Raw genomic sequence first — 14,212 nt, 5'->3', positions numbered from 1 at the left:
CCTTATTGAAATGCACGAAGATGACCTTGCTCAAGCACTAAGGTCGGTTTTGGATATTGTTGCACAATGGTGTGATCGTGCGTGGCGACTAACACGGTAACCCCCACACGATTAAATTCTTCAAACAGGCGGAAAATTTCACGCGAAAGCGTTTTATCCAAGTTACCTGTTGGCTCATCTGCGAGCAATAATTGTGGGCGATTGACCACTGCACGGGCGATGTCCACCCGTTGTTGTTCCCCACCTGAAAGGTGCAGCGGCAAGTGATTGGCGCGGTGCAGTAGCCCCACTTTATCCAGCGCAGCACAAGCACGACGTTTGATTTCATTCGGGTGCATGCCCGAGATAATCAACGGCAGGGAGACATTTTCCAGCACGCTGCGGTCGGTTAGCAGGTGGTAATCTTGGTGCACCATGCCAATTTGGCGACGCAAAAACGGGATTTGATCATCGCTTAAGCGAGTGATGTCGTGCCCATTGAAATAGACCGAGCCGCCATTAGCACGCTCAATCCCCATGATGAGTTTCAACAGCGTACTTTTTCCCGCCCCAGAGTGACCTGTGAGGTAGGTCATCGATCCCACCGGCAGGTGGAAGCTCAAGCCTTGTAAGGCAGGTTTACCACCAAGGTAGGCTTTACTAACGTTAATAAATCGGATCATATCGGCCCTTATTCTTCGTCTTGTTCTTGGCTAAACAGTGCATCGATAAATTCTTGCGCATTAAATGGGCGCAAATCTTCAATTTTCTCACCAATGCCAATGTAGCGAATTGGCACATTAAATTGATCGGCAATCGCAAAAATCACGCCGCCTTTGGCGGTGCCATCAAGTTTGGTCAGGCTGATGCCTGTCAATCCCGTTGCTTCGTTAAACAATTTGGCTTGGCTGATGGCATTTTGACCTGTGCCCGCATCTAACGTGAGCATAATTTCGTGTGGCGCTTCAGGATCGAGCTTTTTCATCACGCGTACAATTTTTTTCAGCTCATCCATTAGGTGATTTTTATTTTGCAACCGCCCTGCGGTGTCGGCCAGTAAAATATCAATATTGCGCGCACGCGCTGATTCCATCGCATCATAAATTACCGACGCGGCATCAGAGCCGGTGCTTTGCGCCACTACAGGAATATGGTTGCGCTCGCCCCACACTTGCAATTGCTCCACCGCTGCCGCACGGAAAGTGTCGCCAGCCGCCAACATTACGGATTTGCCTTGTTGTTGGAACTGGCGTGCCAGCTTGCCGATGGTGGTAGTTTTGCCCACGCCATTAACACCCACCATTAAAATGACAAACGGCTTTTTCTCGCTGATTTCAAGGGGCTTGGCAACGGGTGCTAAAATGTCGGCCATTTCTTGCTTGAGTTTTTGATAAAGCTGCTCGGCATCACGCAGTTCTTTTTTGCTGGCGTGCTCGGTGAGGCTGTTGATGATCTTGGTGGTAGTTGGCACACCAATATCGGCGATCAGCAGCTGTTCTTCAAGTTCTTCAAACAGCTCATCATCAATTTTTTTACCACGAAAAAGACTGCGAAAGCCACTACCGAGATTTTGCTTGGTTTTGACTAACCCTTTTAGCAAGCGGCTAAAAAAGCCACCTTGGCTTGGTTTTTCTTGTTCGACCGCACTTTGAGTTTTTTCTTCCACCTCACGCGCCGCTTGCTCTTCGGCTAAGCATTTTTCTTCCACCTCACGTGCAGCTTGTTCTTCCGCTAAGCGCTTTTCTTCCGCCTCACGTGCCTCTTGCTCTTCAGCTAAACGTTTTTCTTCTGCCTCACGCGCGGCTTGTTCTTCGGCTAAGCGTTTTTCTTCCGCCTCACGTGCCGCTTGCTCTTCGGCTAAACGTTTTTCTTCCGCCTCGCACACTGCCTGTTCTTTATCGTGATTCTCTGAGTGTTGAGTGTCTAACTCAGCAGGCTCATGTGTTGGTTTATCTTTGCCCAGCCCCAACCAAGACCAAAATCCGCTTTTTTTCTTATTTTCTGCCATGATTTCTCTCTTCCAACCGCACTTTTTGATTTTTCAGTAACTAGCTAAGTTTACCACCGATGAGGGATTTTTGTGAAATGTTATCCGCCAATAAAGCCATGATCGATGATGATCTGTTGAGCGTGAGTACATTGTAAAAAAGTAAAAAATGAATCGATACCTGTGTGATGCCGTAATATTGCGCAGCCGTAGTCAGCCATAGAGTATGATTGTGTTCATGGCATCACCAATGTATCAAATAAAGGCACAATATGCTCCATGCTCAGTGCGTCGGTATGAATGTGATGTTTGAGCATGGCCAAATCAAAAAGGCGATAAAGATTATCCGCACTTGTAGTGGCAAGCTCTGGTGTGGGCAAAGGTACGAATATGCCCAGCGCGCCCCATCAGCACAATGTCGAGTACACTATAATCAAAAGTGGCAGTAAAAAACTGCGGTACAAAGCCTAATTTGACCGCAGAAAATACCTTGCCAGATATCGGTTTAAGATGCCCAAGCAAGAGTGACGGCAGTGTGCTTTTGCCGCAGCCATTGGGGCCGAGAATCGCCAGTATTTCTCTTGACAGAACGTCAAAAGACAAGGCTTGGAACAGCAACGGCGCACTTGAGTAACCGAAGCTAACGCGTTCTAAGGAAAGTGCGGTGTCATTCATTGCGTAGCCCTCGCCTTAAACGATAAACCAACACGGCAAATAAAGGCGCGCCTAAAAGTACGGTCAGAATGCTGATCGGGATTTCACTGGCGGTTAGCGTGCGCGCGAGATCATCGACAATGATCAAATAAATCGCGCCAACAAGCATGGAGGTGGGCAGCAATTTTTGGTGGTCAGCGCCCACTAACATACGACTAATATGTGGGATAACAAGCCTACTCAGCCAATGCTGCCGCTAATCGCCACTTGGCAAGCCACTATGCTGCCCGCGCAAAACAGCACGCACCAACGCAATGGCACCACATTGACGCCCAAAGCATTCGCCTCTCGCTGAGACAGTGACAATACATTTAATCGCCAATGCAGCCCCAATAATACGGTCGAACAAAGTCCCCACGGAAGAGTAAAAAAGAGTAATTTTTGTCTGTTGGCCGTGGCGAAGCTGCCCATCAGCCAAAAAACAATGCTGGGCAGTTTTTCTTCGGTGTCGGAGATTATATTGCAGCAAGCTGACCAGTGCGGCAAAAAAGCCACTTAAAATCATACCCGTTAAAATCAGCATCAACAAACTGCCATTTGCGACGCGGCGATTGAATAAAAACACGAGTGCTAATGTGGCAATGCCAAAGGTCAATGTGCTTGCAAACAGCGCCAATATTGAAAGGCTAAAAAAGATCGCCAGCGTCCCGCCAAAGGCATCACCTGAGGTAACGCCAATAACATGCGAGTCAACTAACAGGTTACGGAAAATGCCCTGCAATACGACACCACTTAACGCCAGCCCAGTACCGACTAATCCTGCGGTTAAAATGCGTGGCAGGCGCACATCAAACAACACTTGCGATTCAATAGCAGGCAGGGGGAGCGCGAGAAGTTTATACCACAGCAAGGTTAAAATTTGCTCAATGGATGACGCATACCGTCCGACCCCAAGTGAGATCAGGACGGTTACGATAAGCTCAAAGACGAGCATAAGGATAAAAGTGCGGTCAGTTTTTTGCTGGCGTTGGCACATACTGGGTGCGATAGAATTTTTGATAATAATCGTTCACCATTTTATCCAAATCAATGTCAGCAAAGCGTTCAGGATAGAGTTTTTTGCCATCCAAAGCTCCCCAAGGCCAATCTCCTCAGGTATTGGATACCCCCACGCTTTAGCATATTGCGGCATTAAATACACTTTTTTATCTTTCACCGCCTGAATATTTTGCCATTGTGCGCCGTTGACAATATCTGACACAACGGTTGAGTAGCGATTTTGCACAAAAATGACACTAGGATTCCAGCTTAAAATTTGCTCCATCGACACCTGTTTATAGCCTTTAATGCTGCTAGCCGCAACATTATTTGCACCCACGTGCTCCATCATCAGCCCCGTATATTTGCCTGAGCCATAGGTCAAATCAGGGTTTGCCATATAGGTTGCTACCCTCGCCCCCTTAGGCACATTGGCCAAACGTGCTTTCAACAATGGACGGTTGGCAAATGCCGCTTTGATTAATTCCTGCACATTTTTTGCTTATTGAACACCTCAGCGATGAGCGCAATTCCCTGTTTCAACCCCTCACTATAAGCCTTATTTTCATCTTGCAATGTTGGATTGAGCTTGGCTTGCTCGTTTTTCGGCGACACCCGCAGAGAAATGGCCACCACTGGCAGACCCGCATCCGAAATTTGCTTGATCATCTCAGGTGGCGCATAGTTAGTGACAAACACAACATCAGGTTTGAGTGCCAACAGGCTTTCGATATTTACTTTTGTCAGCTCACCCGGCATCGCCATTTTCTCTAACGCGGGCGCAAGGCGGGCATAATCTTGACCTAAATTCTTTTTCCAAGTGGATAAAATCCCGACAATTTGATCGGTCGCGTCAAGCTACACCGCAATGTCCAACGTTTGATGCTGCAATACCACCGCCCGATTTACACTATCAGGAATCGTCACTTGGCGATCCAATTTTGATCCGTAATTTGACGATCGGCCCATGCCACACTGGATGCCAATGCTACCATCAACACAACCGCACTTTTTAACTTGTTCATACCAACCCAATCGTTATTAAAAAACAATATAACGATAATAAAGTTTAGCCGATTGTGGAATGGGTTTTTATGTATGTAGAGAAAATCTGATAGAAAATGTACAGTCAAAATGCTTACACGTGGATGAGATCACATTTTTACATTTTTGTAATTGCCTTCTGGATAAATCAGGGTACAAGGAATCGAGTAATCATAAAATTTAAGAGGTAGTAAAATGACACAGTTAGATGAACAAAAACGATTTAAAAAATTTCAAATGCAATCATTGATAGGCATTTTTATTGGCTATGCTTGTTATTATATTGTGCGTAATAATTTTGTTTTTTCAACACCTTATATTAAAGATGAGTTGGGGTTAAGTACAACGCAAATAGGGTTATTAACCTCCTTAATGTTGATAACATATGGCATCAGCAAAGGATTGATGAGCATTTTGGCGGATAAATCTAACCCTCGTTATTTCATGGCGTTGGGTTTATTTTTATGTGTGATTATTAACATTATGATGGGGTTTTCTACCAGTTTTTATCTTTTTGTGTGCTTGGTTATCTTATTGGGCCTTTTTCAGGGCATGGGGGTGGGGCCTGCTATTATCACGGTTGGACATTGGTTTCCTAGAACACAACGTGGACGAGCAAGTACCATTTGGAATGTTTCTCATAATTTAGGCGGAGGTTTGGTTGCGCCTATTGTGGGGGCAAGTTTGTCTTATCTAGGTACAGAGCACTGGCGTATTTCTGCCTATTTGGTGCCAGCTTTAATCGCCTTTATTGGTGTTCTGCTCATTTTATATTTTGTTAAACGTCGTCCTGTTGAAGAGAATTTGCCTACCGTTGAAGAAATATATCAAGAAGAATCTGTGAATACACATCTTGCTCGTCATCTAAGTAAGAAGCCAGATAATATGAGCTCCAAGCAAATTTTTACCGAATTTATCTTAAAAAATCCAAACTCATGGTATTTGGTGGGTATTGATATTTTCACTTACATGGTTCGTTTTGGTATGTTGACTTGGATCCCATTGTATATTTTGACTGTAAAAGGGTTTAGTAAAGCCGATATGGGCGTGTCATTTATGCTATTTGAATGGGCGGCAATTCCTTCAACTATCATCGCAGGTTGGCTTGTGGATAAGTTTTTTCGTGGTAAGGTGATGTATTTACCGATGATCTGCCTTGTAATTGTCTTTTTCTGTGTTTTTGGCTATATGACATCTAATTCAATTGTATTGATAACTCTCTTTTCTACTATTACAGGCTGCTTAATTTATATTCCGCAATCTATGGTCGCGGTACAGGCAATGGAAGTCATTCCAAGCTTTGCTTTAGGTTCTGCCGTTGGCTTGCGTGGCTTTATGAGTTATATTGTCGGCTCCTCGCTTGGCACAACACTATTTGGTTTCATGGTGGATAAATTTGGTTGGGAAAGTGGATTCTATACGATTATGCTAGGTGCAATTTTGTGCTTTATTTTTTGCTATCTATCCCATCGTGGATTGAAAAAGATTGAGGCAATGTAATGCGTATCGTATGAACGCACTAAAATAACAAAAAGTGCGGTTAACCGCACTTTGATGATAAAAGACCTGCCTGATGAAGGCAGGTTTTCTGTTTAGTGGTGTTCTTCCAGTGGTGGTTGGGTTTCATCAAATTCGGGCAGTGGTTTGTGCTCGGTGGCGATGAAACTGTAAATCACAGGCAGAATAAATAAGGTAAATAGAGTACCGATTGCCAGCCCTGCGATGATAACTGCACCAATACTGAAGCGGGAGACGGCGCCAGCGCCAGCCGCGTAAAGTAGTGGGATAAGCCCTGCGATCATCGCAGCCGTTGTCATCAAAATTGGGCGTAGACGAATGCGTGCAGCCTCCATAATGGCATCGATACGACTTTTGCCGTGTAGCAATTGCTCTTCTTTGGCGACTTCACACATCAAGATCCCGTGCTTGGTAATCAGCCCAACCAGTGTGATTAGCCCGACTTCAGAGTAGATATTCAGCGTGCTCCCTGCCACGCCGAAAAAGCCGAGTAAATTCAAGCCGAGTAATGCGCCAGAGATGGCAAGCGGCACAGAAACAATAATAACCAACGGATCGCGGATCGATTCAAACTGAATTGCCAACACCAAGAAGATAATGATAACCGCCAAGGCGAAGGTGGTGGCAAGAGCGTTACCTTCTTGTACAAATTGGCGTGATTCACCACGGAAATCGTAGGTGTAGCCCTGTGGCAGCATTTCGGCGCCAGTGGATTGGAACCATTTTACTGCGTCGCCCACCGAACCTGTCGGCACACCACTGATAACAGCGGAATTTAGCTGGTTAAAGCGTGGCAGTGACAGTGGTTGTGTTTTCAGTTCAAGGGTAACAAGAGTGCTGAGTGGAACCGCACTTCCATCATTCGCGATGAGATAAAAATTATCCATTGATTCTGGATTTAAGCGTTTTTTGCGCTCAATGCCTGAGATGATTTTGTAGGCGCGCCCTTGCAAATCCACCCGTGTTACTGTGGCACTCGAGAGGAAGCTACCCACTGTTGAGCTGATTTGTGCCATGGTGATGCCATAAGAGTTGGCTTTGTCACGGTCAATCGTCATGCTCATTTCTGCAGTGTCAAATTTGAGATCGATATTCGAGAAGATAAACTGCCCTGACTTTTGCGCTTCTTCCCAAATGCGCTGGGTGACATCAGCAAGATCGCGATAATCATTCGGTGTAGTAATGACAAAAGATACAGGCATACCTTGCTCGCCAGTATTGATTTCAGGGAATGGGAAGCCAGAGACAGAAATTTCAGGAATACTTTTTGCTTTGGCGTTAAGCTCGTTCATGATCTCGGCTTGGCTGCGACTGCGCTCACTCCAGTCCACTAAGGTTGCAATGGCAAGCGCTTGGTTGGAGGCTGGCACACCAGAAATAACCTGTGAGAATTGTACTTCAGGAATTTCTTTTAATAGCGCCTCGAATTTTTTCATGGCATTTTGCACATAATCCACATTGCGATCGGCTGATGTAGTCCCAATTGAGAGCAAGGCGCCTTTATCTTCACTTGGCGTGAGTTCGCTTGATAAGTGACTAAATAGTAACGGCAAGCTGGCGAAAATAAGAATTGCGAAGCCTAAAATCCACTTTCTACTGTACATCACTACGCCTAACAGCACATTGTATGCGTTGGTTAAGCGGGTGAGGAAACTTTCCACACGGCGCTCAAGCCAACTTGGATTGGTGTGCGCTTTGAGCAATTTTGAACACATCATCGGGGAAAGTGTGAGTGCAATAATGCCTGAGATAAACACGGCACCTGCCAAAGTGAGGGCAAATTCTTTAAACAGTGAACCAGTAATGCCGCCCATAAGCGCCATTGGGGAATAAACCGCACAGAGCGCAATGGTCATGGAAATCACAGGCAAGGCAATTTCACGCGTGCCGATGATGGCGGCGCGAAATGGCGTTTCGCCGAGCTTGATGTGGCGGTCAACGTTTTCAAGGACGACGATGGCATCATCCACCACCAAACCAATGGCAAGAATCATTGCCAGTAAGGTCATTAGGTTAATTGAGAAATTAAAGGCTTGTAGCAACATAATCACGCCAATCAAAGAGATAGGAATGGTTACAACTGGCACAATCATTGCACGGAATGAGCCTAAGAACATAGTGATCACCACCAATACGATCACAGTTGCTTCTAAAATGGTTTTTACTACTTCTTCAATGGAGCTGTTAATGGCGATGGTTTTGTCATATAAAATTTTAGCGTCAATGCTCGGTGGCAAATTGTGTTTAATGGTGTCAAACAAGGGATAAATATTTTTGATCACCGTGAGCGGGTTTGCGCTAGAAGATGGCTCAATCGATAGCACCACCGCCTCTTTACCATTGGCAGCGGCACGGAAGTCATTGCTTTCTTTAGTCAGCTCTACGGTGGCAATATCGCTTAGGTGAATCAAATTATCACCGTCAGAATGCACCACTAAGTCTTTGAGTTGTTGCACGTCTGTTGTGGTGGTGTTCACCTTATTTTTGATTACTGTAAACCAGCCATTCGCGCTGCCAGCGGCGGTTTGTACGTTATTGCTGGAAAGTGCTTGCATGACCTGTGGTGCAGAAAGTTTTAAATTCGCCATTTTTTCAGGATCGAGCCAAATGCGCATGGCATAAGGGGAGCCGCCGAAAATATCAACTTTTGCCACACCAGGAATGGTGAAAAACTGCGGTTTAACCACCCGTTGAATATAATCCGTCACTTGGCTGGAGTCCAACACATCGGAGGTGAAGCTGATATACATCATGCCCGAGCCGCCACTTGAGGACGTGATCACAGGGTCATTGATTTCTTTGGGCAAGGCAGAGCGCACGGAGTTCACTTTGGAAAGCACATCGGCAAGTGCAGCGTTAGGATCGGTGTTGAGCTTCATTTTCACCGTAATTTGTGAGCTGCTTTGTTTGCTTGATGAAGTGATGTAATCGATATTGTCTGCCTGTGCGATCGCCTCTTCTAGTTGTGAGGTGACAAAGGCTTGAATAAGATTAGCATCCGCACCAGGGTAAACGGTTGTTACATTGATCACCGTGGTGGTCATTTCGGGGTATTCACGCACGGTGAGTTTTGAAATGGCTTGCAGCCCAAGAATAATAATGAGCATACTAATCGCAGCAGCCAACACTGGGCGGCGGATAAAAATATCTGTAAAACGCATCGTTATCTACCTTTTATAATCTTGAGCTTTGTGCAGGTTGTTCGGTACCGACACCTTTTTGATCGGAAATTACAACCAAACTGCCATTACTTAAACGTTGCTGCCCACCCGTTACAATTTTATCGCCGAATTGCAACGCGCCAGATTTCAGGTGCGCATAAATTCCGTGACGGTCAAGGGTTTGCACAGTCACTAACTCCACACGATAAATATTATCAATGTCTTCGCGTTGTTGTAATTTGGCTTTGTCTTCATCTGAAAGTGCGGTCAGGCGATACACGGTTTCGCCATACATATTGTAAGTGATCGCTACTTTCGGCAGTACAACTTGGTCATACGTGGTGGTTAAGGCCACCCGCAAACGTGCGAACATCCCCGATAGCAACTTGCCGCGGCTGTTTTCCACGCTGGCTTGCAGCTGGACTAAACCACTATTGGCATTCACAGCCGGCTCAATTGCCGAAATTTTAGCCTCAAAAGTTTCCCCTGTGTAAGCATCGGTGGTGACGGTTACTTTTTGCCCGATATGAAGGTTTTGTAAATCATTTTGCCCAAGCGAGAAATCAATTTTGCTTTTGCTGATGTCTTCCACTCGCACCATCGGCTTACCATTGGTAACATATTCACCGACGTTGACTTGAATAATCCCAACTGTGCCCGCAAACGGCGCATAAATTTGGCGGCGCGCAAGGCTGGCTTTGGCGGCGGCAATATTAGCTTGTAAGGTTTTGTAGCTTGATTGCGCTTTATCAAAATCACTTTTCGACACACTGTTGCTTTGCAGTAACGTTGAAAAACGCTGGAAATTAGCCTGTGCGGCAGGTAATTGGGCTTGCAGTGAGGCGAGATTGGCTTTCTCTACATCGCTGTCAAGCTCGATTAATAAATCGCCTGCGTTCACTTTTTGCCCTGCATTCACAAGAATAGTTTTAATCGTCCCCGCACTTTGTGCACTTAACATCGCGCCTTGATTTGGGCGAACAATCCCTGTGGCTTCAATTGCGGGTGTCCACTGCTGTGTTTGTACCTGCATAACCGTCACTGGATTGACAGGCTCAGGCATATTGGCTAAAAATTCGGCTTTTTTATGTGCTTTGAAAAACTGTAAGCCAATCACCGCTATAATCACGAATAATGCGATTAATAGTACCAATTTAAGCACAAAACGCTTGGTCCGTGTCGGTTTTTGTGCATCATTGTCGTTCATAATAAAACTCCATAATTCTATAATTAAAAACTGATTGCTTGCCAAGTGCGTTTAATGACTTGCTCTAATAATTCATTATCGTATTGCTCATTAAAATAGACTTGACGAAAACTTAAATTCATTGCACTTTCTAGGCTTAATGAAAATAGAATTTCGGCAGGCAGATGGCACAATTGTTTTTGTTTTTTGCCTGCTTTAACAAAGCGATCCCAGTGATCTTCACGCACTTTACATTCTTTGACGAGTTCAGAAAAGCCCGGGATATTTTTATATTGAAAAATGTTTTTCAATACGTATTCATGTTCGTGACAAAAATGCCATAAATTCCACCACATTTGGTGATATTGATCATAAAGTGCGGTTTGCGCATCACAATTTTCACTCAATGCCCGATTAATACGGGTGAATAAATATTTGGCTAAATCTCGCAATAATTCATCTTTATTTTTAAAATGAATATAGATTGTGCCAACGGAAATTCCGACGGCACTGGCTATTTTTTGCATGGAAAGCGTGTGTAATCCTTTCTCTGCCATTAATTTTTCGGTGGCATTGAGAATTTGCTGTGCTGTTTGTCCTTCTTGATGATACATAATCGCCCTATACAACGAGGTGAATGAGCGTTCATTTTACTGATAATCAACGCTAGTGCAAGTAAATTTTCATTCGTCAAGCGGTGAGCAGATGAAATCCGTCTATAAACCGCACTTTTGTCTTTTTAGTGCTTGACATAGATCAAGTAGATGTCAATTTTTGTCATAAATACCCCTTAATAGGCATTAATTTATACACCATAAAACATGGATAATTTTCAACCAAAGATACAGTTAAAAGCGATACGCGGTAAGGATAAGAAATGGGTCAATCTGTCTCAAAAGAGCGTGCCAGTGAATGGCATGTGTGTGGATTGGTGGTGCAATGCCGCCCACAAGATGTGGCTCAAGTGAAGACCGCACTTTTAGCGTTGGCATTAACCGATGTCAGCGCGATCGATGAAGCACAGGGCAAATTGGTTGTGGTGATGGAGTCAAACAATCAAGCCGATTTATTAGAACGTATGGAGTTGGCACGCAATATCGACGGCGTGCTGGCGCTTTCTTTGGTGTATCACCAACAAGATCAGGATACTCTGGTGGGGGAATAGATGAAATTAAGTCGTCGTGAATTTATGAAAGCCAATGCAGCTACTGCGGCAACATTGGCAGCGGGGCTAAGCATTCCTGTTGTGAATGTGGCCGCGGCCGATTCATCCATTAAATGGGATAAAGCAGTCTGTCGTTTTTGTGGCACAGGTTGTAGTGTGTTAGTGGGCACGCAAAATGGGCGCGTGGTGGCATCACAAGGTGATCCAGACGCTGAGGTAAATCGCGGATTAAATTGCATTAAAGGCTATTTTTTGCCGAAAATTATGTATGGTAAAGACCGCCTCACTCAGCCAATGCTGCGCATGACCAATGGCAAATACGACAAAAATGGTGAATTTACGCCGATCAGTTGGGATGATGCCTTTAAAACCATGGCGGAAAAATTTAAAGCCGCGATGGCTAAAAACGGCCGCAATGCAGTTGGCTGTTTTACCTCAGGGCAGTCCACCATTTGGGAAGGTTATGCGTTAAATAAACTCTATAAAGCAGGCTTGCGTTCAAATAATGTTGACCCGAATGCGCGTCACTGCATGGCATCGGCAGCGGTAGCGTTTTTGCGTACGTTTGGTATTGATGAACCAATGGGCTGTTATGATGACATTGAACACGCAGATGCGTTTGTGCTTTGGGGTTCAAATATGGCGGAAATGCACCCTATTTTGTGGTCACGCATCACCGATCGTCGTATTTCAAATCCTGACAGCAAAGTGTTCGCTCTTTCTACTTTTGAAAACCGTTGCTTTGAACTGGCCGACCACGGTATCGTGTTTAAGCCACAAAGTGACTTGGCCATTTTAAATTATATTGCCAATTATCTAATTGAGCATGATGCCATCGATTGGGATTTTGTTAACAAACATACGAATTTCAAAAAAGGGGTAACTGACATCGGTTATGGCTTGCGTAATGATCACCCTCTTGAGCAAAAAGCGCAAAATTCAGGTAATGGCAAAATGCTCGACAGCGATTTTGAGCAATATAAAGCCTTAGTATCAGAATATACGTTAGATAAAGCCCATGAAATCAGTGGCGTGCCAAAAGATCAGTTAGAAATGTTGGCAAAATTGTATGCTGATCCAGATAAAAAAATCATTTCATTTTGGACCATGGGGTTCAACCAACACACCCGTGGCGTATGGGTCAACCACTTAATGTATAACGTGCATTTGCTCACGGGCAAAATTTCCAAACCAGGCTGTGGGCCGTTTTCATTAACGGGTCAACCTTCTGCTTGTGGTACCGCCCGTGAAGTGGGCACGTTTGCACACCGATTGCCTGCGGATATGGTGGTAACTAACGAAAAACACCGCGATATTGCCGAGAAAATCTGGAAATTACCAAAAGGCACGATTTCAGATAAAGTCGGATACCATGCTATTTTGCAAGACCGCATGCTCAAAGATCGTAAAATGAATGTGCTGTGGGTAATGTGTAACAATAATATGCAAGCAGGGCCGAATATCAATCAAGAGCGCCTGCCAGGCTGGCGTGATCCCGAGAACTTTATTATTGTCTCCGACCCTTATCCAACCGCTAGCGCGCTGTCGGCAGACTTGATTTTACCAACCTCGATGTGGGTGGAAAAAGAAGGGGCTTACGGCAATGCGGAGCGCCGCACTCAGTTTTGGCATCAGCTCGTGCCAAAAACAGGGGATTCCCGCTCTGATTTATGGCAACTTGTTGAATTCTCTAAATATTTTACCACTGATGAAATGTGGGAAGAAGAATTACTGGCGCAAATGCCAGAATACCGTGGTAAACGCTTATACGATGTTTTATTCACCAATGGGCAGGTGGATAAATATCCAAACAGTGAAATCGGCGATTACCTTAACGACGAAGCGGAGTATTTTGGCTACTATATTCAAAAAGGATTGTTTGAAGAGTATGCCAGCTTCGGACGTGGACACGGACATGATCTTGCCCCATTTGATATGTATCACAAAGCGCGCGGTTTGCGTTGGCCTGTTGTGGATCAAAAAGAAACATTATGGCGCTATCGTGAGGGTTACGATCCTTATGTGAAAGCGGGCGAAGGGGTGCGTTTTTATGGCAAACCAGATGGCCGTGCGATCATTTTGGCTGTGCCGTATGAGCCACCTGCAGAAATGCCTGATGAAGAATATGATTTATGGCTTTCCACTGGTCGGGTACTGGAGCATTGGCATACAGGCACTATGACGCGTCGCGTGCCTGAATTGCACCGTGCATTCCCGAATAATTTGGTGTATATGCACCCACTGGATGCGAAAGCACGCGGTATGCGTCATGGTGATAAAGTGAAAGTGATTTCGCGCCGTGGTGAAATGGTTAGCTTTATCGATACCCGTGGGCGTAACCGTGTGCCGCAAGGATTGGTTTACACCACTTTCTTTGATGCTGGTCAGCTTGCGAATAAATTGACATTGGACGCAACCGATCCAATTTCAAAAGAGACTGACTATAAAAAATGTGCAGTGAAAGTCGTTAAGGCGTAAAG

The 14,212-nt window shown here is 45.0% G+C and carries 11 protein-coding genes and 2 pseudogenes; 3 read left to right on the top strand and 10 right to left on the bottom strand.

Annotation, left to right across the window (positions count from 1 at the left end):
• Positions 1 to 2: 2 nt before the first annotated feature.
• The 7 genes and pseudogenes from ftsE to HPC38_RS08565 all read right to left on the bottom strand — a co-directional run bounded on the left by ftsE (position 3) and on the right by HPC38_RS08565 (position 4,683).
• Positions 3 to 662 carry a cell division ATP-binding protein FtsE gene (ftsE, locus tag HPC38_RS08585; protein WP_208120881.1) on the bottom strand — a complete coding sequence of 220 codons (660 nt, stop codon included), beginning with the start codon at positions 660 to 662 and terminating at the stop codon, positions 3 to 5.
• Between the two features lie 8 nt (positions 663 to 670).
• The gene (gene ftsY, locus HPC38_RS08580; protein ID WP_208120880.1) at positions 671 to 1,987 is read right to left on the bottom strand and encodes a signal recognition particle-docking protein FtsY; all 1,317 of its coding nucleotides are present in this window, start codon (positions 1,985 to 1,987) and stop codon (positions 671 to 673) included.
• A gap of 321 nt (positions 1,988 to 2,308) precedes the next feature.
• Positions 2,309 to 2,641, bottom strand: a complete 333-nt coding sequence (locus HPC38_RS08575) for an ATP-binding cassette domain-containing protein (protein ID WP_208120879.1) — start codon at positions 2,639 to 2,641, stop codon at positions 2,309 to 2,311.
• Positions 2,634 to 2,849 carry an iron chelate uptake ABC transporter family permease subunit gene (locus tag HPC38_RS10590; protein ID WP_328805259.1) on the bottom strand — a complete coding sequence of 72 codons (216 nt, stop codon included), beginning with the start codon at positions 2,847 to 2,849 and terminating at the stop codon, positions 2,634 to 2,636. The genes HPC38_RS08575 and HPC38_RS10590 overlap by 8 nt, the downstream gene beginning before the upstream one ends.
• 11 nt (positions 2,850 to 2,860) lie before the next feature.
• Positions 2,861 to 3,091: an iron chelate uptake ABC transporter family permease subunit gene (locus tag HPC38_RS10585; protein WP_328805258.1), complete on the bottom strand. Its 231-nt coding sequence runs from the start codon at positions 3,089 to 3,091 to the stop codon at positions 2,861 to 2,863.
• A 61-nt stretch (positions 3,092 to 3,152) separates the two neighbouring features.
• Positions 3,153 to 3,614 (bottom strand): annotated as a pseudogene (locus HPC38_RS10580) (iron chelate uptake ABC transporter family permease subunit); the annotation flags it as partial.
• Positions 3,615 to 3,630: 16 nt separating this feature from the next.
• Positions 3,631 to 4,683: pseudogene (locus HPC38_RS08565) on the bottom strand (ABC transporter substrate-binding protein).
• A gap of 214 nt (positions 4,684 to 4,897) precedes the next feature.
• Between HPC38_RS08565 and HPC38_RS08560 the strand changes: the two are divergent.
• Entirely contained in the window at positions 4,898 to 6,202 is a 1,305-nt protein-coding gene (locus tag HPC38_RS08560) for an MFS transporter (RefSeq protein WP_208120878.1), read from the top strand.
• A gap of 92 nt (positions 6,203 to 6,294) precedes the next feature.
• On the opposite strand, the gene HPC38_RS08555 is transcribed toward HPC38_RS08560, so the two are convergent.
• The 3 genes from HPC38_RS08555 to HPC38_RS08545 are packed head-to-tail and all read right to left on the bottom strand — an operon-like array spanning position 6,295 to position 11,181.
• Complete coding sequence (locus HPC38_RS08555; RefSeq protein WP_208120877.1) at positions 6,295 to 9,381, bottom strand: efflux RND transporter permease subunit; 3,087 nt, start codon at positions 9,379 to 9,381, stop codon at positions 6,295 to 6,297.
• 13 nt (positions 9,382 to 9,394) lie between these two features.
• Positions 9,395 to 10,588, bottom strand: coding sequence for an efflux RND transporter periplasmic adaptor subunit (locus tag HPC38_RS08550; RefSeq protein WP_208120876.1), 1,194 nt, complete (start codon positions 10,586 to 10,588; stop codon positions 9,395 to 9,397).
• A gap of 23 nt (positions 10,589 to 10,611) precedes the next feature.
• Complete coding sequence (locus tag HPC38_RS08545; protein ID WP_208120875.1) at positions 10,612 to 11,181, bottom strand: TetR/AcrR family transcriptional regulator; 570 nt, start codon at positions 11,179 to 11,181, stop codon at positions 10,612 to 10,614.
• Between the two features lie 263 nt (positions 11,182 to 11,444).
• Between HPC38_RS08545 and HPC38_RS08540 the strand changes: the two genes are divergently transcribed.
• Both HPC38_RS08540 and napA read left to right on the top strand, forming a co-directional pair.
• Complete coding sequence (locus tag HPC38_RS08540) at positions 11,445 to 11,732, top strand: chaperone NapD (RefSeq protein ID WP_208120874.1); 288 nt, start codon at positions 11,445 to 11,447, stop codon at positions 11,730 to 11,732.
• Complete coding sequence (napA, locus tag HPC38_RS08535) at positions 11,733 to 14,210, top strand: nitrate reductase catalytic subunit NapA (RefSeq protein ID WP_208120873.1); 2,478 nt, start codon at positions 11,733 to 11,735, stop codon at positions 14,208 to 14,210.
• Positions 14,211 to 14,212: the final 2 nt, after the last annotated feature.

Origin of the sequence: Spirabiliibacterium pneumoniae (assembly GCF_014884995.1) — a bacterium.
GTDB lineage: Bacteria > Pseudomonadota > Gammaproteobacteria > Enterobacterales > Pasteurellaceae > Spirabiliibacterium > Spirabiliibacterium pneumoniae.
The sequence above is the reverse complement of the archived record's forward strand: the minus strand, read 5'-3'. Positions and strand labels throughout refer to the sequence as shown.

Bases quoted from the DNA above. Each gene is read 5' to 3' on its own strand.
- HPC38_RS08540 (WP_208120874.1), top strand. From the start codon at position 11,445: ATGGGTCAATCTGTCTCAAAAGAGCGTGCCAGTGAATGGCATGTGTGT.
- ftsE (WP_208120881.1), bottom strand. From the start codon at position 662: ATGATCCGATTTATTAACGTTAGTAAAGCCTACCTTGGTGGTAAACCT.
- ftsY (WP_208120880.1), bottom strand. From the start codon at position 1,987: ATGGCAGAAAATAAGAAAAAAAGCGGATTTTGGTCTTGGTTGGGGCTG.
- napA (WP_208120873.1), top strand. From the start codon at position 11,733: ATGAAATTAAGTCGTCGTGAATTTATGAAAGCCAATGCAGCTACTGCG.
- HPC38_RS08575 (WP_208120879.1), bottom strand. From the start codon at position 2,641: ATGAATGACACCGCACTTTCCTTAGAACGCGTTAGCTTCGGTTACTCA.
- HPC38_RS08550 (WP_208120876.1), bottom strand. From the start codon at position 10,588: ATGAACGACAATGATGCACAAAAACCGACACGGACCAAGCGTTTTGTG.
- HPC38_RS10585 (WP_328805258.1), bottom strand. From the start codon at position 3,091: ATGGGCAGCTTCGCCACGGCCAACAGACAAAAATTACTCTTTTTTACT.
- HPC38_RS08560 (WP_208120878.1), top strand. From the start codon at position 4,898: ATGACACAGTTAGATGAACAAAAACGATTTAAAAAATTTCAAATGCAA.
- HPC38_RS08555 (WP_208120877.1), bottom strand. From the start codon at position 9,381: ATGCGTTTTACAGATATTTTTATCCGCCGCCCAGTGTTGGCTGCTGCG.
- HPC38_RS08545 (WP_208120875.1), bottom strand. From the start codon at position 11,181: ATGTATCATCAAGAAGGACAAACAGCACAGCAAATTCTCAATGCCACC.